We start from the raw sequence: 18,864 nt of genomic DNA, 5'->3' as shown, positions 1-18,864 counted from the left end.
TCATATTTGTTTGTTACTTTGAAGATGTTAGAGGTAGAGCATCGGGCGATGCAGAAATTCGCCTTCAATAAATCCATAGCATCTGAATAAACAAGGGCCAGTTGTCTGACCCTTGAGGTGTTAACGCAGGATCAATAATGAACACTTGGCATGGCTTAACATCGCCGTAGTCGTGCTACCCACGATAAATTGCCGGATGCGGGAGTGACCATATGCGCCCATCACCATCAGATCAATATCATGTTGCAGCTGATACTGATGCAGCACCGTTTCTGGTTCACCTGCAACAATAGCTATGGTGGTGTTGAAGCCTGACTTGCGCAAAATGCTGGCCGCTTGCTCCATCTGTATTCTTGTTGCATCTACATCAGCGCCTGCCATCACCAAATGCACAGGTAAACCTTTGACTAAAGGGCTTCCGGCGAGCATTTCTAAGCCTTTAAGAGCCGTCGCGCTGCCATCATAAGCCAGCATCACCTTCTGAGGCTCCTTGTACTTCTGTTGGGTCAAGAGCACTGGTTTATGAACGTTCCGGATCAAAGGTTCAACCTGTAAACCTAATCGGCCATGAGCGTCAGCGCTGCTGGCTCCGCGTTTTCCCATTACCAGTAAACGGGTTTCTTCTTCCAGTTCTATTGCAGTTTCTACAAAGTCGCCATGGCGTAAGCGCTCTTCAACCTGTTCAACCCCTGCGGCGATAGCTCGGGCGCGAGCTGCATCCAACATAATACGACCACGCTCCAACGCCAGCTTGCCGCGCTCGGCATCCAGTTGAGCCAGCTTTTCCATCAAGGCTTCCTGAGCACCGAGCCCAATACTGCCACTGAAATCGCTGGTGTCCTGTTGTTGTGTTTTGCTCAGCACATGCAGCACTGACATGGTCACGTTAAGGCGTTGTGCTGCCCAGCTTGCATAGTCACATACGGCTTCTGCGTAAGGTGATGAGTCAATACCGGCTATTACTTTTTTAGTCATTTTATGTACTCCCCGTTAGTGTCCCATCAGCCGTTCTATTGCATCAGGCTGATTGTGTACTGCAAACTTGTCCACCAGAGTGGCACTGGCTTCATTGAGGCCAAGCAACTCAACATCTGTACCTTCACGACGGAACTTAATCACGACCTTGTCTAATGAACTGATAGCGGTAATGTCCCAGAAGTGGGCGCGACTCAAATCAATTTGCACCGATTCAATGGCTTCCTTGAAATCAAAGGAGTCAACAAATTGCTCTGCGGAACTGAAAAATACCTGACCCACAACTTTGTAGGTTCTGTGTTTTTCGTTGCTGCTCAGTTCTGACCCCACATAAAGGATTTGTCCGACTTTATTAGCAAAGAATATTGCACTTAAGATCACGCCAACCAACACACCCCACGCCAGGTTATGAGTGGCGACAACAACTATTACTGTCGCAGCCATGACGATGCTTGAACTGACCGGATTCTTTTTCAAATCCTTCACCGAACTCCAACTGAACGTGCCAATGGATACCATGATCATGACGGCAACCAGAGCTGCCATCGGGATCATGCCAACCCATGCATCCAGAAACACCACCATCACCAGCAAGAGGACGCCAGCTAGCAGTGCGGACAGACGAGTGCGGCCACCTGATTTGACGTTGATAATTGACTGGCCAATCATGGCGCAACCAGCCATACCACCAATTAAACCAGAGCCAATGTTGGCTATTCCCTGACCCACACATTCTTTGTTTTTGTTACTTTTGGTATCGGTTAGATCATCCACGATGGTTGCGGTCATCAGCGACTCAAGAATACCCACAACGGCCAATGCCATAGACGTAGGAAAGATAATCTTCAGCGTTTCAAAGTTCAGTGGTACTTCAGGCCATAAGAAAATCGGCAGGCTATCCGGTAATTCGCCCATATCCGAGACGGTACGTACATCCAAACCAAAATAGAGAGCAACCGATGTCACCACCACGATACAAACCAGTGGCGATGGGACTGCTTTCGTCAGATAGGGAAACAAATAGATAATAGCCAGACCTAAAGCGGTTAAGCCATACACAGTGACGGAGCCGTATTCACCGGAGAGTTCAGGTAACTGAGCGAGGAAGATAAGAATGGCTAGCGCATTCACAAAACCTGTGACCACTGATCTGGACACAAACCGCATAAGATTACCTAACTTCAGGAAACCAAATACAATTTGGATGATACCCGTCAGCAGCGTTGCCGCCAGCAAATACTGCAAGCCATGCTCTTTGACCAGAACAACCATCAACAGCGCCATAGCACCAGTTGCGGCTGAAATCATGCCGGGTCGAGCACCAGTCAAGGAAATAAGAACACAGATAGCGAAGGAGGCATACAAACCCACTTTAGGGTCCACACCTGCAATGATAGAGAAAGCGATAGCCTCAGGAATGAGGGCTAAAGCAACAACGATGGCAGCTAAGACATCTCCTTTGATATTGGAAAGCCAATGCTGCTTAAAAGTATTAAGCATAAAACATCCATTAAGTTTTAGAAATCCGATATGAACCAGCAAAACACCACAGGTATTGCATTTAAAGTTTGCACGCATGGTTCAAACCTAACTTTATTTTGCAAATCTGTTTTGTGTTGTTCGCTAATTACACCGGCTCATCCTCTTGGCTTGTTTTTTGCTTTTGTTCAAAATTCGGGCGGCATTCTAGCGGTTTAGGCAGCTAAAGGCCAGTAAAAGTTTAAAAGTGCGCAGCCAGATCCATGTAGCGAGCAAAGTATGTTCGCTATCTCGAATTACATCTTATCCGATGTTTTTAACAGTAAAGTGATCATAACCGTCAAGCCAAGGAATGCGCTCGATACCCACAAACAGGCTTGTAGGCCTTGCGCCTGATACACCCAGCCCGATAAGACCGTGCCGATTAAACGACCCATCGCGTTGGCCATGTAATAAAAACCGACATCCAGTGAGACGCCATCCCGTCCGGCAGAACTGACTATCAGGTAGCTGTGCAAAGACGAGTTCACCGCAAAAATCGCTCCGAAGAGCATCAAACCGCCGATCAGGCTCCACAGTGGATAAAGGGTGTAGGCCATCCCTATGCTTATCAGTAAAGGGATGCTGCACAGTAAACCCGCCCAGAGCAGCGCCGTGCTTGCATTGGGCACTTTGCCCGATTTTTTTCCTGTGATAGAGGGAGCGAAGGCTTGTACAGCGCCATAGCCAATCACCCACAGCGCTAAAAACGAACCGACCTCTGCATGAGTCCAGCTGAACTGGGAAGACAAATAAAGCGGCAGCGCAATTACAAACCAGACATCACGCGCACCAAATAAGAACAATCGGGCAGCCGAGAGTTGATTAATGGTGGCGCTTTTTGACAGCAGATCTTTGAATTTGGGTTTGAATGAGCTTTTGCCAAGATCTTTTTTAAGTAGCAGCACACTCAGCAGCCAGACCAACGCCAGCATAGCGGCCATTGCGGCAATCGCGCCCTGAAAGCCCAGCCAGGTCAATAAGACACCCCCCAGAAAAAAGCCAACGCCTTTGAGTGCATTTTTAGAGCCGGTCAGGATAGCCACCCACTTGTATAACGCGCCCTGAGCACTGTCCGGAAGAAGCAGTTTCAGTGAGCTTTTTGCACTCATTTTGTTCAGATCTTTGGCAATGCCGGACATCGCCTGTGCCGCCATCACCCAGACAACGGTCAACAGCTCACTGGGCACCAGTAACATGGCCAGCGCAAACACCTGCAAAAATAAACCAATATTCATGGTTTTATTCAGGCCCAGCCGGGCGCCTAACCAACCTCCGACCAAGTTAGTCACCACCCCAAAAAACTCGTAGAACAAAAACAATGAGGCGATGGCCAGTGGCGTATACCCCAACTGATAGAAATGCAGCACGATCAACATTCGCAGTGCACCATCGGTCAGCGTAAAGGCCCAGTAATTGCCCGTGACAACAAAGTATTGCTTTAACTCAGTACTCAGTGTGTTCACAGGTTTTGTCAGAGGTTGATGAGTCACGCCATACTCCTTATGCTTTACCGACCATCCGGGCTAATTCCACAGTACGGTTCGCATACCCCCATTCGTTGTCATACCAGGCATAAATTTTGACCTGAGTACCGTTCACAACCATCGTGGACAAGGCATCAATGATGCTTGAGCGTGGATCGGTTTTGTAATCGACAGACACCAGTGGTCGTTCTTCATAGCCTAAAATGCCGTTCAGTTCGTTTTCTGACGCCGTTTTCAGCAGTTGATTGACTTCCTCTGCGGTGGTGGCGCGTTCTACTTCAAATACGCAGTCAGTCAACGAAGCATTGGCCAGCGGCACACGGACAGCATGGCCATTTAATCGGCCTTTGAGTTCAGGGAATATCTCTGTGATGGCGGTGGCAGAGCCTGTGGTGGTTGGAATTAAACTGCTGCCACAGGCACGGGCACGGCGCAAATCCTTATGTGGCGTATCCAAAATAGATTGTGTGTTGGTCAGATCGTGAATGGTCGTGATCGAACCATGTTTAATACCAAGCTGCTCATGAATGACTTTCACAACCGGCGCTAAACAGTTGGTGGTACAGCTGGCCGCTGTAACTATTGGATGTGCCTTTGCATCAAACAGCTGGTGATTGACACCCATCACGACGTTTAAGACTCCGGCTTCTTTCACAGGAGCACTCACCACAACCCGTTTAACCCCCTGATCCAGATAAGCCTGAAGCTGTGCTTTGGTTTTCATCTTGCCGGAGGCCTCTATCACAAGATCACAACCCGACCAGTCCGTGTCTGCAATGGCTTTGTTGTGTGTCACAGCAATACGTTGTGCGTGGATCACGACTGTGTTGCCATCTGCTGTCGCCTCGTGGTGCCAGCGGCCATGCACAGAGTCAAAGTTCAGCAGATGCGCAAATGTTACCGCATCCCCAGCAGGGTCGTTGATCTGCACAAACTCAAACTCAGGCCAGTCAAATGCCGCACGCAAGGCTAAACGGCCAATACGACCAAACCCGTTAATACCGATCTTAATTTTCATATCCATTCCTTCATCACCGACTGGCGGCTTTTCTCGCCATGGCGGATGTTCATACGTACTATTTATTTTTCTCTGAGCATCATTTAATAGCTCAGAGCGCGTTGAAATACTCTTCATGAGGTTTTAGCGTCAATGCAAAGGGTCGTAGTGCTTGTACTCGCTGTTTGACCCGTTCTTTCTCAACGCCACGCTCTACCATGATTTGAGCCGCCATTAAGCCGGTCCGGCCTGAGCCGCCTTTGCAGTGGATCGCGACTTTTTTACCGTCTTTTAATAACTGATGGACCGCTGGGCCATACTGCTGCCAGGCTGCTGCAAAGTCTGAAAGTGGCGCGTGATCATCTTCAATCGGGCATTGAAACCATGCCAACCCAAGCTCTGCGCAGAGTGCTGGTAAATCTGTAACCGCATTACGTTCCATTTCTTCGGTTGGCATTAAGGTAATGATGGCGGATGCACCGGCCTGTTTTAACGTGTGCAGTGATGCATTGAGCGATTCGCCTTTGGTGCCTGGGCACGGGGTGAAGATCAGGGCTGCTGCGCCTTCAAGCGCTAATTCGTCATAGGGATGTGACATCGTGTTGTCCTTCTTGGATCATAAACAGGGTTAATCAGTTGAGTTGAAACCAGTGGCGAGTCCGGTTCGCAAACCATACCAGTGACAACATCACCGGCACTTCTACTAAGACACCAACCACTGTGGCCAATGCTGCGCCAGAGTTCAGGCCAAACAGTGAAATAGCCACGGCCACTGCCAGCTCGAAAAAGTTACTTGCGCCGACCATTCCAGCAGGCGCTGCGATGTTGTGCGGTAAATGCAGTTTGTAGCCAGCCAGGTACGTCAGTGCAAAGATGCCGTAGGTTTGCAGTAACAACGGGATAGCGATCAGTACAATGGCCAGTGGTTGACTTAAAATGGTTTGCGCCTGAAACCCAAAGAGCAAGACCACGGTCGCCAGTAAGCCGAAGATAGACCAGGGTTTAATTTGCGTAAGTAATGCAGACAAGTCGTCCATGTTTTTTCTGGCAAACAGGCGTCTGGTCCAGACCCCAGCTAACAGGGGTAGCAGCACATACAGTGCGACGGATAACAGCAGCGTAGACCAAGGCACGGTGATGTCGGAGACGCCTAAAAGCAACGCACTGATAGGAGCAAAAGCAAAAATCATGATGATATCGTTCACAGAGACCTGTACCAGGGTGTAGTTCGGATCTCCCTTGGTCAGCTGACTCCAGACAAAGACCATGGCAGTACAAGGTGCCACGCCCAGTAAAATCATGCCTGCGATGTACTCTGTTGCCGTTTGTGGATCGACCCAATCGACAAATAAGTAACGGAAAAATAACCAGCCTAGCAATGCCATGGTGAACGGCTTGATAAGCCAGTTCACCACTAAGGTCAGTACGATACCTTTGGGCTTTTTGCTGACGTCTTTGATGGCGCTAAAATCAATTTGCACCATCATCGGGTAAATCATAACCCAAATAAACAGGGCAATAACGAAGTTCACCTGTGCATATTCAAGTGACGCCACCATCTGAAATACACCGGGGACCAGATTGCCGGCAATCACGCCAACCGCCATCGCGAGGGCAACCCACACCGATAAATAACGTTCAAACAAGCCCATGAATACTCCTCAAATTTAGTCGGTCTGGCTTACAACGGGTAAGAGTCGGCAATAGCAGCGACGGCTGCCTGGTCGAACTGCGGTAATCGCAGCAGTGCCTCACACCGTTTCGTCAGTACGTCCAACAGTAGCTGAAACTCGGTGTCCACTTGTGTTGGCGTCAAACCCGCACGGGTTGGATCGGGCAAGCCCCAATGTCCTTTGACTGCACGGCCAAACCAAACAGGACAGGATTCTCCGGCGGCTTGATCGCATACCGTGATCACTACATCTGGATGAAACTCGGTCAACTCATCCCAACTTTTACTCTGAAGGTCATCCGTGGCGATTGACCACTGTGATAAGTACTGCAACGTCAGCGGATGAATGAAGCCTCGCGGCGAACTGCCTGCACTTGCTACAACAACGGGTGTTTCATGACCGGACTGGCGGGCCAGATGCCGGGTGAGTGCTTCGGCAAGAATGCTACGACAGGAATTGTGGGTACATAAAAACAGAATATTCATAGTGACCTCAGATTGACCAACACGCACCACACCTCGTGGTTGCACATCTATGCAGACAGATCCTAAGGGCAGCAGGCTGCCGCTCGTTCAGGTCTATCGCCCATGGAACACAGGCTTTTCATCAAGGGTTGAATGAGTACCTGGTTTTGTTCAAGTGTCTGCACAATGGCTTGCTTGGCCCAGTGCGGCAGTTCAGGGTTGAGCCGGTAAAACACCCATTGACCTTGCCTGCGGTCCAACAGCACATGAGATTTTCTTAACATGGCCAGATGACGGGACACTTTGGGCTGTGTCTCATTCAGTGCTGTGGTGAGTTCGCAGACACACAACTCGCCCTCTTGAGCAATTAACAACATGGAATGCAAACGGGTTTCATCGGCAAGCAGTTTGAAGAACTCTAGTGGTTCCATCAGGACCTCACACTTCATTACGGTTTATCGGAGCGTTGTTTGTCATACAGCAATACAAACATTTTGATACGTTCACTTAATTCATGCATGGTGGTGTCATAGGCTTTGTCAGAGGCTCCCAGTTTAGGATCGGGAAAATCCCACGCCATGATGTGTTTCGCAGGCAGTCCTTCTGAGCATTCCTGTTTTGCTTTACTGCACAAAATAATGGCGTAGTCCATAGTCAGCCCCGCAAACTCGTCCAGCGATTTTGAGCGAAGTCCTTCCACAGAAAGGCCATGACGTTTGATGGCTTCCATCGCCCGTATATCCGGATGTTGGGGATCAGTACCTGCACTTGCAACTTCAAAGCGATCCCCAAAATTGTGCTTTGCTATCGCTTCAGCCATCAATGACCGTGCGGAGTTCTCCGTACAAATGAAGATTAGGTGTGGTTTAGACATCATGTGCTCCTTAAGATATACGCTGGATCATATATATGTTTTTTCGTATGTCAATAAGTTGTTTGCCGCTGATGGGCTGCCATCGTGATTTGACAATGGATAAAAAGGCGCTTAGCCTCTGTTAATCGTCGATTAACGATATTGAGTGATGAAGATGGAAAACACAGAAACAGTATCGCCATCAGAACTGGCGTCCAACGAAGAACTGGCAACAATAGCGAAGGCCCTTGCACACCCGGCGCGGGTGCAGATTGTTCGGTTGTTGCTCAGCCGAAGCAGCTGTATCGGCGGTGAAATTACGCAGGAGTTGGGTCTGGCTCAATCTACGGTTTCCGAACACCTTCGTATTCTGAAAGAGGCCGGAGTGGTGGTGGGAGAAATTGAACACCCCCGCATTTGTTACTCACTAGGCGTAAAACGTTTAGCGCCCCTGTGTGAGTTTCTAACCGCCATTGGCCTCCAGTACCAAGCGTCTGCTCAAAAAGATGGTCTCTGTTGTCCTTTAGAGCCATCAGGCTGTTGTCGTTAAACCCTCAAGAAAAAGAGAATGTTATGGATCATCTACCGAACATTAAAACAGATGTATTTACCGTACCATCTAATGAGCTCGTTTTTGCTGGTACGCCAGCGACACACAAACCACGTATTTTATTGCTGTATGGATCACTCAGAGAGCGATCATTTAGCCGATTAGCCGCAGAGGAAGCGTCACGAATTTTAGAGGCGATGGGGGCCGAGACAAAGATGTTTAACCCACGGGGGTTGCCTTTGCCTGATGCTGAAGATACATCTCACCCAAAGGTCGTGGAGCTGCGGGAACTGACCCAGTGGTGTGAAGGCATGGTCTGGAGCTCACCGGAGCGCCATGGTGCAATGACTAGCATCATGAAAGCGCAAATTGATTGGATCCCCTTGTCGATGGGAGCGGTCAGGCCTACACAAGGTAAAACGCTGGCGTTAATGCAAGTCTGTGGTGGTTCCCAGTCGTTTAATACCGTCAATCAGATGCGCATACTGGGACGGTGGATGCGTATGCTGACTATCCCTAATCAATCGTCTGTCGCAAAAGCATTTAACGAGTTTGATGACAACGACCGGATGAAACCATCGCCGTATTACGACCGCATTGTGGATGTAATGGAAGAATTGGTGAAGTTCACGCTTCTGACACGAGATCGCAGTGACTACTTAACAGACAGATACTCCGAACGAAAAGAGTCCGCTGAAGAGCTGATGAAAAGAGTCAACCAGGCATCTATCTGATGGCATCTTTGTACAAAGGGAAAACGGGCTGACTATGGCAATTAAAATCTTTGATGTAGTGATTATCGGCGGTGGCCAAGCGGCACTGTCTGCGGGGTACTACCTGCGCCGGGCTGGTCTGGACTTTATCATCCTGGACAACCAAGCGACAGCAGGCGGCGCGTGGAATCATACCTGGCCATCCTTAAGATTGTTCTCACCGGCGCTTTACAGCTCGTTACCTGGTATCCTGTTTTCGACAAGTAAAACAGATGTTTACCCCCACAGAAATGATGTTATCGCCTATCTGGAGCGTTATGAAAAACGCTATCAGTTACCTATCTATAGGCCACATCACGTAAAGACTGTGCTGCGGGATACGCAACACAACTGTCTTAAGGTGAGCGATGGCAAGTACAGTTGGCTGGCAAAAACAGTGATCAGTGCAACAGGCAACTGGAGCCATCCTGTAGTCCCAGAACTACCAGGGGCAAAGGCATTCTTAGGAGAAATGTGCCACTCAGCGTCTTATAAAGGAGTTGAGTATTATCGTGGGAAAAACGTTTTGGTCGTTGGCGGCGGCAACTCTGGAGCCCAGATCTTTGCTGAACTGGACGAGGTAACAACGGCAATATGGGTCACTCGTGAAGCCCCTCAATTTCTGCCTGATGAGGTCGATGGCAGGGTGCTGTTTGAACGTGCGACGGCGAGGATCACAGGCCAAACGACTGATCAGCCAGTGGGAGGAATTGGTGACATCGTCATGGTGCCTCCCGTAGAAGCAGCCCGAGACCGTGGTGTGTTAAAAGCAAAGCCCATGTTTACCCATTTCGCACAGACAGGTGTTGTATGGTCGGACGGCACAGAACAGGCGTTTGATGCCGTGATTTGGTGCACTGGTTTTCAACCTGAGCTAAGCCATTTGGCAGCATTAGGAATTCTGGAAGACGATGGCAAAGTGCTGAACCAAGATGGACAAGCAATAAAAGAACCCAGACTCTGGCTGTTTGGGTATGGAGACTGGGTGAGTCCAGGTTCAGCGACATTGATTGGCGCAGGCCGGAGCGCCAGAGACAATATTCCAAAGCTAGTGGACTATATAAGACAATCTTGTCAGTAAGCTGAAAGACGCTCGGGTAGCCAAAACACCTCAAAATCACAGGTTTTTACTCAGATTTAGTTTATTTATAACAATAACTTAAATCACTTTTTGTGAAAAAAATTCAGAATCCCGTTGGACCCTCCTGATCAACCTTTTCGTGCAACTCTGCATCAGGGCCAACTGCAACATTGGCAATCTGGTCAGATAAAGCCGCATAGGCATCATCAACTTTCTGAATGGTAGGTGTCCAGGTACTGTAAATGCCGCTCATTATCTGGCCGAACTGCTCGCCCATTTGTGAAGTAATATTGTTTTCACTCTGAGACACGTCGAATTTACTGGCGGCATTAGCCTCAATACGTGCAATGCCACCCTCAATACGTCCGAGGTCAGAACGAAGGCCGCCGATTTGCTGGTTAACAGCATTTAAAGAACCGCCAGTCTGTGAAGTTAAATTATTTACTGCGCGCAAGGTGTCCTGTGCAGTGACGTATGTAGAACCAAGCGTTTCATCTTGTAAAGCCAACGAATCAACGACAGATTGCATAGCTGACTGATGCAATTCTAAGGTTTCGTTGCGTGCTTCACGAACTTCAGCAGAAAGGTATTGAATATCTGAGCGCGTGTAACTTAATTCGTTTACAACCTTACTTTTAAGCTGGGAATTGTCATAGGTAATACGCGACAAGAGATTAGACTGCAAATTCGTTAACATCTGATAATTACGGGACTGAGCTTGAACGAACGCATTCTCAACACTGCCTGACGACGCTGGAGACGCTGTACTTCCCACAATATCGTAATTATTTTCCACACCGGAACCGATGGGTTTAATGGAACCATCACCAGAGGAACCACCATTATCACCGGAATACACAGAACCAGTGTAAACGTAAGGACCGCCAAAAGAATCATTGGATTCTGTAATACAGTTAAAGCCAGAACCCTTTGTTAAAGCGCACTGGACGCCAGAAACAGTCATAGCTGTTGTGTTAGGGCATGACTGGGAGCCAAAAAAAGAAATGGAAGAAACTGAATTACCAGCAACAGAAGAACAATCAGCAAGCGAGTAAAAAGAGGCCACCGATAAGACGATGGCTAACTTGGCAGGAAGCGTTGATTTCATGCGGCGGCCTCTGTGCCTTAGCTGGCAGCTTTGCCGATGAATTTCTTAAACAGGCCGATGCCCACGATGGTCAGCGTGATGCTAACAACGATAGGCCAAGCCAAATCGCCCATCGAAGCAGCATCAGAACTGACGGCATCAAACGCATCAGTAATGGCCTGTGACAGAGCGGCATGAGCAGGAGCTGTCACGCCAACAATAGCCACAGCGGCAACACCCAGTTTTGTACGTAATTTCATTGCATTGTTCATATAGAACTCCTTAAAGGTTTAATTAATTGCCTTCCAGACAAAGCGCCTGAAAGCGTAGAAAGTGGCACCTAAGCACCACCCAATTGCACCTGCACCCATAACGAACGCAGACGTTTCGACGGGAGTAATCATTTAGCTGATGCCTCCCATGAATTGAGTCCCAAGAAGAAACACACACACGCCAAAGCGGTTGTGATTGCGAGAGTTGATTGCTCTATTGCCTGAACGACAGGAGCGGACGTATCAGAACCGCCAGTACCGCTGGTGACCTGTTCAGCGGTTGATATCCAGTAACCGCTACAGGTTTCAAGTGGGTCAATGGTAGGAACTAAAGTGCCGGTAAAATCTATCCATGTCCGACCGCCACCAGAACACTGATTTGGATAGCCGCCAGTAGTGCCGGGATCAAATGGGCAATTCAGGATATAAGAGCTTTCCGGAGGAATTGGCACAAAACATTCAGCAAACGCATGACCTGACAGGATGAGTGCTAAAAAAACTAAATATTTCATGGATTAGCCTTATCTTTGCCCTATCCATCTACCCCAAAAGGGGCAGACGGATAGGGGCAAAGGAAACGGGGTTAAGAGGCTTTGGCAGCTGGTTCCTGAAGAACAACAACCTGTGAATGCCAGTCGTTTGAAAGGTAAATGTTCTGGCCAGCCTTTCCGCCCTGGAGCGGATAGGAACGAACCCACACAGGGACCATGATTGATTTGCCAATAAAGGGTTGCAGCTTTGAACTGGTGCCATCAACCATTTGAGCCTTGGAAAGACTGACCATGGTAATTTCTTCAGTTACGCCACCAAAGCCGTTATCCAGCAAAGTAGAAAAACCAGCTTCGGCAATGGTAGAAACCTCACCTGTTGCTCGATTAGTGATTTGGCGCTGTCTGACACCCATGTAAGTACCGATTAACGCTAAGCCAGTGAATTTAATTTGTTGCATGATTGCGACCCTTCTTAATGAACGATATAACGCTGAAAATCAGCAGGAATTGAACAAGGCTGGGCGTCTAAAACGCGCAGCAGTGGAACGACGTTGGAGCTTTTGCTTTCACCGTCATACGGCAGTGAAATATCAATACCGAAGGGTTTTAATTCATCCCTATGGCGGTAAAAGGTAGCGACAGCCATCATTGAGCGAACATCATGGCCCTGTGACCAAAGGCTGTACGTGCCTTGGACTTTGCGAGGCAGTTTTAAAAGCTGCTCATCTTTGAGTTGAATATTTGCGGTCATATCTAGCCTGCCTAAGTAATTTTGATAGATGTTCTGCAAACCAATTTGCAGAAGATGCAGGGCCTTTACGTCATCAGTTCCGGCTAATTTCTTGAGTTCGGCAGCCCTTAACACCAACTCAATACGCACCTTGTTTTCCGTCCATGGAACAAGTGGTGAATTCAGGATTTGGGGCGGTACTCTGTGGCCCTTTTTCCCTTCAATAATTTCTTCAAATTTGCTGTACATCTTTACGGACCAACGGCGTGAATGCTGGCCGAAATAAACCGTTCCTTTCTTGACCGTAGAACGGCCGTGACGGGTTTTGGTCTTTACTGATTGGGCGTCCAGATATGCCCGTACATCAGAAAATGAAGGCAGCTCAAAGGCTGCGTTGAGGTCCAAACGCTTAACTATGTAGTCGCCGGACAAAATGCGTTTTTCGGTAAAAACATCCACTTCAAAACCAACGGTTTTACCAATAGCTTTCACCCATGCAAGGGTTAGCTGGTTGAGGTCTGAGGTGCCTACAATGTTGTGACCCTGTAGAAATTTGGTCGGGTTGCCATGCAGGTACAGAGTGTCTGCGTACTCCGGTTCATGGTTACAGTTCGGCAGCATCACCAAGTCATTGCTTTTAACCTGACAGCTGCTTTCGTAGGAGCCTTGTAGCTGACGAGCCTGTGCAACTTCCCAGCGCAGCTCACCAGCTGCATCGACGTTAAACAAATGACCGTTGTGAATGCGCTTATGGCGTAACGGTATAAGGCAGGTTTGCCAGTCAATCATTAAGCTCATAGCGTCACCAGTGACGGTTGTTCTATGCTGACAAACCGACCAGTTTTGGTGTGCCGTAAAACGGACAAAGACAAATCTGGGTTATCAACTAAAAGACTAACGGCCAGCTTTAAAACAGGCGCTGATGACGCCGGAACCCATAGGGTAACTTTGACGAGGCCGCGCTGTTTTTGGGCGCTTTCATAGGGTTGGTTGCGGCTAGTCATTCAGCCACCAGTGCAGTTGGTTGAAGGGTGCAGGCCCAGTCCTGAGGGCTAACGTAGCTTTTGCAACCTTCAGGTGAATCCCAGTTGTCACACTTCCCGCACAGGTTGCAGTAAGCAAAACCTGACGGAATAGCTTTAAAAATGGCGTTTTGGCGTTGTTCTTCTGAAAGCAAATTCAACCCAATAGCAACGGATTTTGCAGCGGCGGGGTTGTCGCGTTTGGTGATCAGCTTTATTGGCTGATTGGGGCGAATGGCTATGATGTGGTTCATAAATTTTTCTCCACCAATTGAGGGAAAAAGTCAGACTTAAAACGAGCTGAAGCCAGCTCAGTACAATTCAATAAATCGGCCACAGTCATTTCAAGAAAAGGAATATCAGCACGAGAACAGTGCTGTATAACTTCTGTATATACATAGGCTTGAAATGTAGGGGTAGCGTCATGCAAACCAAGAATTGGCCGTAACAATGAAACAAAATGGTTACGACCATCTAAGCAAATGACTTCGGGCAAATCTGGGGCTTTTTGGCGACTCATGACGCCACCTGCAATAAACAATGCCAGTCACCAGCAGCTGTGTAAACGGCTGGATTCATGCAGCTGCGGGAATCATCAAAATCTTGTTTTCCACAAACCCCGCATGGCTTCATGAATGAAACACCAGCACCCCGAGTAGGGCCGCTGTGCTGTTCATCGGGGGTGGTGTTGTTCGGTTGACCCAAAGGAGCTGTCAGGTCAGAAAAGGAGTAGGGCACACCAGCGTTGTCCAACAGTTGGCGGGTCAGCAGTTCCGAAGTAAGTGCCGAGTGTTCCAGCATAAACGTGACCTCACCATAGCTACCAGAAGCTTGCTCGGTAACGAAAGTGACAAAGACCTGATTCACTTTCAGCTGACGGTGATTAAAAGTTCTGTGGAATGCCACCCGACGCAATGCGCCTGATTGGTGAAGTTGCTCTAACTCGTTGATGTTCATGGTTGCGGCCCTTGTGTATACTCAACGGATTCAGGTTTTTGTCTACAGGCAATCACAAAAATGTGATTGGTGGATACATTTTAAAATCACAAATTTGTGATTGTCAATGGCAGGGTGAAAAATGAACTACAGCTACGAGCTTGTTCAGGAATATAAAAAAGTTGCAGGAATCGGCAGCGACACGGTGGCTAGTAAAGCTATACCAAAGTTAAGCCAAGGCAGATTATCGGATATTAAATCTGGCAAGCATTGGCTTACAGAAGAACAAGCGGTATGGATTGCTGAGCAGTGCCAACTGAACATTCAAGAAGTCTTGGTGCGGCTATCTGCTGAAACGGCTAAAACCGAGCAAGGCAAAACCGCATGGGCTGAACTGGCAAAAAAGCTGTTCGGCCACGGACTGGCGTTAGTGTTCGCGGTCGGCCTGAGCATCAGCCCTAATCAAAACACAGGAAAACTAGTGTTTTTGAGGCGTTCACGAAACATCGCATAATTCCCATTATGTTAAATCTGAAATTATGCGGAAGCCTTAGCTTCACTCACCGGTGTCATTATCAGCCCCATGCTCAGACTGATTACTGCCACGGCTCCCGCTATCCGCTTTAAAAGACTAGACAGCGCCTCTTGTACTGCTGGGCTCTTGGCCCGCTCCATATCCAGTTTTACCAACACTTCACCAATGTCCAGTCCGCATTGTTCTGCAATGTACAGACCTTGTTCTGGGGTTAAGTGTCTATTCCCAGCTTTAATGTTGCTGAGGTTTCCCTCATTCATACCGTCCAGTAGCGCAACTACATCACGGTTTTTTGTTATGCCTTTCTTCTGTTTGAACAGTTCAATTAGGGCGTAACTGTAATTCTCTGGCATCTGCATTTTTACCTAGCCTCTTGATTTGACGCTGATTCTAGCACCCTAAAACTTGTCTCGCTTGACAAGCTCTAATCCCCTGATCAAAATACTTGTCAGTAACGACAAGTTAACTCTTTTACCCATTAGGCAGGAAGTACAAGGAAGTTATGGCGAACTACCCCTTACATTCAGCACAGAACCAGGCAGATGCAGCCTTAGACCTGCACCCGCTAAAAGTGTTCTGCACTGACTGCAAGGGGTTTTTCTATGCTGATGAATGCTGCTTTTGCTGCCACCAGGTACGTAACTTTTCACGTACCGAACCAGCCCCTTACGTCAAAAATCACGTAACCACAGGTCCAGGCGCATGAAAAAAACGCCTGGCATCACCGAATTTTGCCCTTGGTTCATTGACCGCCTGGTCATGGAGCAAGTGCATCCCGACATGATTAACATCGGTCAGCGCATGTATCTGGAGTTTGACCAACTCACAGGTGAAACCACCGAAGCCAGACCGAAGAAATTCAAAGAGCAGTTTCAGGCCAGCTACAGCACCAGTATCAGAATCACTGTTGATGGTCAGCGCGTTCGCGTCGAGGGCAATCCCAGCCGCTTTGGCCGCCCAGAAAACTTGTTTGGTTTTACCACCATTGAAGAGTGCGTCCAGGTTTACAACCGGCTGTTAAATCAGCTCGGAATTCCCCCGTTCACTACCGGCCGCTTTGAATTCCTGATGGGTAAAGAAAACCAGAAGCAGAAAAAACATTACACCGGCGCCGTGATTAAACACGTAGATATCACCAAAAATCACGCCGTTGGTTACCAGCAGGAGTATGACTTCTTGCGCGCTGTCGCCACCCTATCCCTGCCCAATGGCAAAAAGCCGTTTTTATACCCCAACGGTGCAACCCTGGAATGGACAGGTTCCCGTTGTGGCCGTGGTTCCAGCTGGGACTACACCAAGATTTATATAAAGGCCGTCGACCTTATCGACAAAGAAAACCGGAACCTTACCGGCGCTAATGAAGACGATTGCGAGTATTACCGTCATATCAAGGAAATGTGTCAGGCCTCTGGTGTAGTGCGTGAAGAGCACTCATGGAAGTGGAAGAAACTGTCCCGATATGACCTGTGTTATTACGGCTTTGTCTCGTTAGAACAGCTGGTGAACCACCACACAATGGTAACGCTGGAAACATTGTGCAAAACGCTGGAGGTATCAACAGTGGACTATCAAACCATTGCCGACCAGCTCATTGACAGGAAAGTGGTGAAGTCGCGTCAGGCCGCGAATGCAACAGAGTGTTATGCGATGAAGTGGCTCCACGGGGGCCAGTCCTTCGACTTAGACACCATGAAAAAAAGCAGCCAGTACTACGTCCACAGAGCCCGTCTTTTGAAGCTGGGTGTAGACATATCTGTCCCGTTCAACCCGTCGCGCAGCATTGTGCCGATGATTAAACGTAACCGCGTTATCACCCTGGACGATTTCTCTGCGCCCAGCTGGTATCGCCATGCCACAACCGCGCCCATTCTGGGCGTCATTAAAGGCGGTAAAGCCGCTTAAGGAAATATCATGCTGATCAAAGCAACTTACGTCCCTATCAACGTTTCAGCAGGCGCTACCAACGATATGGTCTGGGCCAACATGGAAGTCTGCAACCCGTACACCAGAGACACCGGCATCAATGACAATGTTGGCATTGGTTCGCCAGTCGTAAAAGTGAACCTGATAGTCCGTGACACAGGTAAGCCAAACGTCGCACTGGCCAAACGCCTTAAAGAGGCCTTTACCCGCATCTACCTTCAGCCGACTGAGTTTGAAGGTGTCATGGAAATCGTTAAAAAAGGCGGCGTTGAACAAATGACCTTCACGGTCTTTGACGCTGCCATCCCAGAACCTAAAGCGCAGTTGAAGGCAAGTTAACCATGGACTTCAACGTCGCATCTATCGAAATCAACCGTATCGTGTTGCTGTTCGGTGCGTGTTGCTTCGTCTGCGGCCTGGCTTTTGGTTACTCCCTTTTTGCGCCAGTCCCAGGTAAAAAATAATGGCCCAGTACCAGCAGGTGTGCCCTGTCGAACCCATTTCCGGCACCTGCCCTGAGCCCCTGATTTGGGTCGAAGTCGTTCAGCGTGTGTATCTCACCTGGGCTGACTTTTCCCAAATGTTGCCAGCAATCATTTTGGCCCTTCTGACAGCTTGGGGAATTCGATTGCTGGTCCGTTTCTTACTCAATCAAAGGTAAATCTCTATGAAAAAGTTATCTATTTTCAAACAGAAACTGGCTGCGGCTGGTGTTGTTGTGGGTGCCAGTATTGTCACCAGCCCTGTATTTGCGGCTGTTGACAGTCAGGCTGTTAGTGACTGGAAAGATGAAATCATCGGGGATATTTCGCTGGTTGGCGGTGCCCTGATTGCGGCCGCCTTCGCTGCCGTGATTTTCAAGTGGGTTAAAGCTGCGATTTTTAGCTAATCATGACGGCTGACGATGTTTACATCATTGTCAGCCTTATGTGTCTCTGGATTGTTTTTGACTCATAAGGTGACTACTCCATGCAGTTCAAAGCCCTAATTGCCCTTTTATTAGGGCTTTTTTTATCGTTTGATTCAGAGGCTGATAGTGTACAGATGTGCGCTATCTATTGGCCCACTAGTGCTTTGCCTTTGACCTCTGCCCCCTGCGATTCCTCCGTGGCTTATCCGTATGTGTTTGAGGTGCTGAGCGGTATGGATTTGACTGGTGGCTCCATCACTTCGCGCACTTTGCTGTCTTACTCCGGCAATAGGATTAATTATTCCTATTGTCATACGACTGCGGGCTGTAAGTCTGGGTATTCTGTTTGGTCCTTTGTTGTTGGTTCCACTCCTGTATCAAAAGACTGCTCTGAATTTCCTCCGTCGGCGCTCCCGTCGAGTTGCCCCACTCCTCAATGCTCTGACGGTTCCCCGGCTCCCGGTAATGACCCTGCGAACTGCCCACTCAACTGTGACATCCTGACGGGTGGCGGTGGCCCTGAGTGTGATACCCCGCCAGATGATGACGATGATTGCATTGGCTCTATGTGTGGCGGTGATGGCGGTGATGGGGGTGATGGCGGTGAT

Annotated in this window: 25 protein-coding genes; 7 read left to right on the top strand and 18 right to left on the bottom strand. The window is 48.6% G+C overall.

All coding sequences use genetic code 11. The features are described 5' to 3' along the window. Positions 1-120: 120 nt before the first annotated feature. The 9 genes from WKJ03_RS15630 to WKJ03_RS15590 all read right to left on the bottom strand — a co-directional run bounded on the left by WKJ03_RS15630 (position 121) and on the right by WKJ03_RS15590 (position 7,988). On the bottom strand, positions 121-975 hold the full coding sequence (locus tag WKJ03_RS15630) for a universal stress protein (protein ID WP_337843167.1): 855 nt from the start codon (positions 973-975) through the stop codon (positions 121-123). A gap of 15 nt (positions 976-990) precedes the next feature. Beyond that, positions 991-2,475 carry a SulP family inorganic anion transporter gene (locus WKJ03_RS15625; protein WP_337843229.1) on the bottom strand — a complete coding sequence of 495 codons (1,485 nt, stop codon included), beginning with the start codon at positions 2,473-2,475 and terminating at the stop codon, positions 991-993. 275 nt (positions 2,476-2,750) lie between these two features. After that, positions 2,751-3,950 carry an organoarsenical effux MFS transporter ArsJ gene (gene arsJ / locus WKJ03_RS15620; protein WP_337843228.1) on the bottom strand — a complete coding sequence of 400 codons (1,200 nt, stop codon included), beginning with the start codon at positions 3,948-3,950 and terminating at the stop codon, positions 2,751-2,753. Between the two features lie 46 nt (positions 3,951-3,996). After that, entirely contained in the window at positions 3,997-4,998 is a 1,002-nt protein-coding gene (locus WKJ03_RS15615) for an ArsJ-associated glyceraldehyde-3-phosphate dehydrogenase (protein ID WP_337843166.1), read from the bottom strand. Between the two features lie 91 nt (positions 4,999-5,089). Beyond that, positions 5,090-5,575, bottom strand: coding sequence for a tyrosine-protein phosphatase (locus WKJ03_RS15610; RefSeq protein ID WP_337843165.1), 486 nt, complete (start codon positions 5,573-5,575; stop codon positions 5,090-5,092). 34 nt (positions 5,576-5,609) lie between these two features. After that, a complete protein-coding gene (arsB, locus tag WKJ03_RS15605; protein WP_337843164.1) occupies positions 5,610-6,629 on the bottom strand; it encodes an ACR3 family arsenite efflux transporter in 1,020 nt (339 codons plus the stop codon). 29 nt (positions 6,630-6,658) lie between these two features. After that, positions 6,659-7,135, bottom strand: coding sequence for an arsenate reductase ArsC (locus tag WKJ03_RS15600; protein ID WP_337843163.1), 477 nt, complete (start codon positions 7,133-7,135; stop codon positions 6,659-6,661). A gap of 62 nt (positions 7,136-7,197) precedes the next feature. Beyond that, the gene (locus tag WKJ03_RS15595; RefSeq protein WP_132583480.1) at positions 7,198-7,545 is read right to left on the bottom strand and encodes a metalloregulator ArsR/SmtB family transcription factor; all 348 of its coding nucleotides are present in this window, start codon (positions 7,543-7,545) and stop codon (positions 7,198-7,200) included. A gap of 17 nt (positions 7,546-7,562) precedes the next feature. Then, entirely contained in the window at positions 7,563-7,988 is a 426-nt protein-coding gene (locus WKJ03_RS15590) for an arsenate reductase ArsC (RefSeq protein WP_337843162.1), read from the bottom strand. A 154-nt stretch (positions 7,989-8,142) separates the two neighbouring features. Here WKJ03_RS15590 and WKJ03_RS15585 point away from each other — a divergent pair, with 154 nt between their 5' ends. From WKJ03_RS15585 to WKJ03_RS15575, 3 genes are read left to right on the top strand one after another with little or no spacing between them, the layout of a single operon-like run. After that, on the top strand, positions 8,143-8,517 hold the full coding sequence (locus tag WKJ03_RS15585; protein ID WP_337843161.1) for a metalloregulator ArsR/SmtB family transcription factor: 375 nt from the start codon (positions 8,143-8,145) through the stop codon (positions 8,515-8,517). Between the two features lie 23 nt (positions 8,518-8,540). Further along, positions 8,541-9,251: an arsenical resistance protein ArsH gene (gene arsH, locus WKJ03_RS15580; protein WP_337843160.1), complete on the top strand. Its 711-nt coding sequence runs from the start codon at positions 8,541-8,543 to the stop codon at positions 9,249-9,251. A gap of 34 nt (positions 9,252-9,285) precedes the next feature. Beyond that, a complete protein-coding gene (locus WKJ03_RS15575) occupies positions 9,286-10,350 on the top strand; it encodes an ArsO family NAD(P)H-dependent flavin-containing monooxygenase (protein WP_337843159.1) in 1,065 nt (354 codons plus the stop codon). Between the two features lie 103 nt (positions 10,351-10,453). Here WKJ03_RS15575 and WKJ03_RS15570 read toward each other — a convergent pair whose 3' ends face one another. From WKJ03_RS15570 to WKJ03_RS15535, 8 genes are all read right to left on the bottom strand, one after another. After that, complete coding sequence (locus WKJ03_RS15570; protein WP_337843158.1) at positions 10,454-11,458, bottom strand: hypothetical protein; 1,005 nt, start codon at positions 11,456-11,458, stop codon at positions 10,454-10,456. A gap of 17 nt (positions 11,459-11,475) precedes the next feature. Continuing rightward, on the bottom strand, positions 11,476-11,709 hold the full coding sequence (locus tag WKJ03_RS15565) for a major coat protein (RefSeq protein WP_337843157.1): 234 nt from the start codon (positions 11,707-11,709) through the stop codon (positions 11,476-11,478). Between the two features lie 128 nt (positions 11,710-11,837). After that, entirely contained in the window at positions 11,838-12,221 is a 384-nt protein-coding gene (locus WKJ03_RS15560) for a hypothetical protein (RefSeq protein ID WP_337843156.1), read from the bottom strand. Between the two features lie 71 nt (positions 12,222-12,292). Continuing rightward, positions 12,293-12,658, bottom strand: a complete 366-nt coding sequence (locus WKJ03_RS15555) for a DNA-binding protein (RefSeq protein ID WP_337843155.1) — start codon at positions 12,656-12,658, stop codon at positions 12,293-12,295. A 14-nt stretch (positions 12,659-12,672) separates the two neighbouring features. Beyond that, positions 12,673-13,728 (bottom strand): phage/plasmid replication protein, II/X family, encoded by a 1,056-nt coding sequence (locus tag WKJ03_RS15550; protein WP_337843153.1) that lies wholly within the window; start codon positions 13,726-13,728, stop codon positions 12,673-12,675. Positions 13,729-13,930: 202 nt separating this feature from the next. Further along, complete coding sequence (locus WKJ03_RS15545; RefSeq protein ID WP_337843152.1) at positions 13,931-14,206, bottom strand: hypothetical protein; 276 nt, start codon at positions 14,204-14,206, stop codon at positions 13,931-13,933. Continuing rightward, a complete protein-coding gene (locus WKJ03_RS15540) occupies positions 14,203-14,472 on the bottom strand; it encodes a hypothetical protein (protein WP_337843151.1) in 270 nt (89 codons plus the stop codon). The genes WKJ03_RS15545 and WKJ03_RS15540 overlap by 4 nt, the downstream gene beginning before the upstream one ends. Continuing rightward, the gene (locus WKJ03_RS15535) at positions 14,469-14,909 is read right to left on the bottom strand and encodes a hypothetical protein (RefSeq protein WP_337843150.1); all 441 of its coding nucleotides are present in this window, start codon (positions 14,907-14,909) and stop codon (positions 14,469-14,471) included. The genes WKJ03_RS15540 and WKJ03_RS15535 overlap by 4 nt, the downstream gene beginning before the upstream one ends. 121 nt (positions 14,910-15,030) lie before the next feature. Here WKJ03_RS15535 and WKJ03_RS15530 point away from each other — a divergent pair, with 121 nt between their 5' ends. Beyond that, on the top strand, positions 15,031-15,402 hold the full coding sequence (locus WKJ03_RS15530; RefSeq protein WP_337843149.1) for a DUF3693 domain-containing protein: 372 nt from the start codon (positions 15,031-15,033) through the stop codon (positions 15,400-15,402). A gap of 23 nt (positions 15,403-15,425) precedes the next feature. Here the strand turns inward: WKJ03_RS15530 and WKJ03_RS15525 are convergent, their stop codons facing one another. Beyond that, positions 15,426-15,776: a hypothetical protein gene (locus WKJ03_RS15525; RefSeq protein WP_337843148.1), complete on the bottom strand. Its 351-nt coding sequence runs from the start codon at positions 15,774-15,776 to the stop codon at positions 15,426-15,428. A 349-nt stretch (positions 15,777-16,125) separates the two neighbouring features. Between WKJ03_RS15525 and WKJ03_RS15520 the strand changes: the two genes are divergently transcribed. The 3 genes from WKJ03_RS15520 (at position 16,126) to WKJ03_RS15510 (ending at position 18,235) form a co-directional block, all read left to right on the top strand. Then, a complete protein-coding gene (locus WKJ03_RS15520) occupies positions 16,126-17,325 on the top strand; it encodes a phage/plasmid replication protein (RefSeq protein ID WP_337843147.1) in 1,200 nt (399 codons plus the stop codon). A 9-nt stretch (positions 17,326-17,334) separates the two neighbouring features. After that, positions 17,335-17,685: a hypothetical protein gene (locus WKJ03_RS15515; RefSeq protein WP_337843146.1), complete on the top strand. Its 351-nt coding sequence runs from the start codon at positions 17,335-17,337 to the stop codon at positions 17,683-17,685. Between the two features lie 328 nt (positions 17,686-18,013). After that, entirely contained in the window at positions 18,014-18,235 is a 222-nt protein-coding gene (locus tag WKJ03_RS15510; RefSeq protein ID WP_337843145.1) for a hypothetical protein, read from the top strand. The last annotated feature ends 629 nt before the right edge of the window (positions 18,236-18,864 follow it).

It is taken from the genome of Rheinheimera sp., from assembly GCF_037442525.1.
Classification (GTDB): domain Bacteria; phylum Pseudomonadota; class Gammaproteobacteria; order Enterobacterales; family Alteromonadaceae; genus Pararheinheimera.
Note: the sequence above shows the minus strand (reverse complement) of the source record. Positions and strands in the feature narration are given on the sequence as shown.

What these genes read in the sequence shown, in the direction of transcription:
- WKJ03_RS15630 (WP_337843167.1), bottom strand. Translation starts at nt 975, where the DNA reads ATGACTAAAAAAGTAATAGCCGGTATTGACTCATCACCTTACGCAGAA.
- WKJ03_RS15625 (WP_337843229.1), bottom strand. Translation starts at nt 2,475, where the DNA reads ATGCTTAATACTTTTAAGCAGCATTGGCTTTCCAATATCAAAGGAGAT.
- WKJ03_RS15615 (WP_337843166.1), bottom strand. Translation starts at nt 4,998, where the DNA reads ATGAAAATTAAGATCGGTATTAACGGGTTTGGTCGTATTGGCCGTTTA.
- WKJ03_RS15610 (WP_337843165.1), bottom strand. Translation starts at nt 5,575, where the DNA reads ATGTCACATCCCTATGACGAATTAGCGCTTGAAGGCGCAGCAGCCCTG.
- arsB (WP_337843164.1), bottom strand. Translation starts at nt 6,629, where the DNA reads ATGGGCTTGTTTGAACGTTATTTATCGGTGTGGGTTGCCCTCGCGATG.
- WKJ03_RS15600 (WP_337843163.1), bottom strand. Translation starts at nt 7,135, where the DNA reads ATGAATATTCTGTTTTTATGTACCCACAATTCCTGTCGTAGCATTCTT.
- WKJ03_RS15595 (WP_132583480.1), bottom strand. Translation starts at nt 7,545, where the DNA reads ATGGAACCACTAGAGTTCTTCAAACTGCTTGCCGATGAAACCCGTTTG.
- WKJ03_RS15590 (WP_337843162.1), bottom strand. Translation starts at nt 7,988, where the DNA reads ATGTCTAAACCACACCTAATCTTCATTTGTACGGAGAACTCCGCACGG.
- WKJ03_RS15585 (WP_337843161.1), top strand. Translation starts at nt 8,143, where the DNA reads ATGGAAAACACAGAAACAGTATCGCCATCAGAACTGGCGTCCAACGAA.
- arsH (WP_337843160.1), top strand. Translation starts at nt 8,541, where the DNA reads ATGGATCATCTACCGAACATTAAAACAGATGTATTTACCGTACCATCT.
- WKJ03_RS15575 (WP_337843159.1), top strand. Translation starts at nt 9,286, where the DNA reads ATGGCAATTAAAATCTTTGATGTAGTGATTATCGGCGGTGGCCAAGCG.
- WKJ03_RS15570 (WP_337843158.1), bottom strand. Translation starts at nt 11,458, where the DNA reads ATGAAATCAACGCTTCCTGCCAAGTTAGCCATCGTCTTATCGGTGGCC.
- WKJ03_RS15565 (WP_337843157.1), bottom strand. Translation starts at nt 11,709, where the DNA reads ATGAACAATGCAATGAAATTACGTACAAAACTGGGTGTTGCCGCTGTG.
- WKJ03_RS15560 (WP_337843156.1), bottom strand. Translation starts at nt 12,221, where the DNA reads ATGAAATATTTAGTTTTTTTAGCACTCATCCTGTCAGGTCATGCGTTT.
- WKJ03_RS15555 (WP_337843155.1), bottom strand. Translation starts at nt 12,658, where the DNA reads ATGCAACAAATTAAATTCACTGGCTTAGCGTTAATCGGTACTTACATG.
- WKJ03_RS15550 (WP_337843153.1), bottom strand. Translation starts at nt 13,728, where the DNA reads ATGAGCTTAATGATTGACTGGCAAACCTGCCTTATACCGTTACGCCAT.
- WKJ03_RS15545 (WP_337843152.1), bottom strand. Translation starts at nt 14,206, where the DNA reads ATGAACCACATCATAGCCATTCGCCCCAATCAGCCAATAAAGCTGATC.
- WKJ03_RS15540 (WP_337843151.1), bottom strand. Translation starts at nt 14,472, where the DNA reads ATGAGTCGCCAAAAAGCCCCAGATTTGCCCGAAGTCATTTGCTTAGAT.
- WKJ03_RS15535 (WP_337843150.1), bottom strand. Translation starts at nt 14,909, where the DNA reads ATGAACATCAACGAGTTAGAGCAACTTCACCAATCAGGCGCATTGCGT.
- WKJ03_RS15530 (WP_337843149.1), top strand. Translation starts at nt 15,031, where the DNA reads ATGAACTACAGCTACGAGCTTGTTCAGGAATATAAAAAAGTTGCAGGA.
- WKJ03_RS15525 (WP_337843148.1), bottom strand. Translation starts at nt 15,776, where the DNA reads ATGCCAGAGAATTACAGTTACGCCCTAATTGAACTGTTCAAACAGAAG.
- WKJ03_RS15520 (WP_337843147.1), top strand. Translation starts at nt 16,126, where the DNA reads ATGAAAAAAACGCCTGGCATCACCGAATTTTGCCCTTGGTTCATTGAC.
- WKJ03_RS15515 (WP_337843146.1), top strand. Translation starts at nt 17,335, where the DNA reads ATGCTGATCAAAGCAACTTACGTCCCTATCAACGTTTCAGCAGGCGCT.
- WKJ03_RS15510 (WP_337843145.1), top strand. Translation starts at nt 18,014, where the DNA reads ATGAAAAAGTTATCTATTTTCAAACAGAAACTGGCTGCGGCTGGTGTT.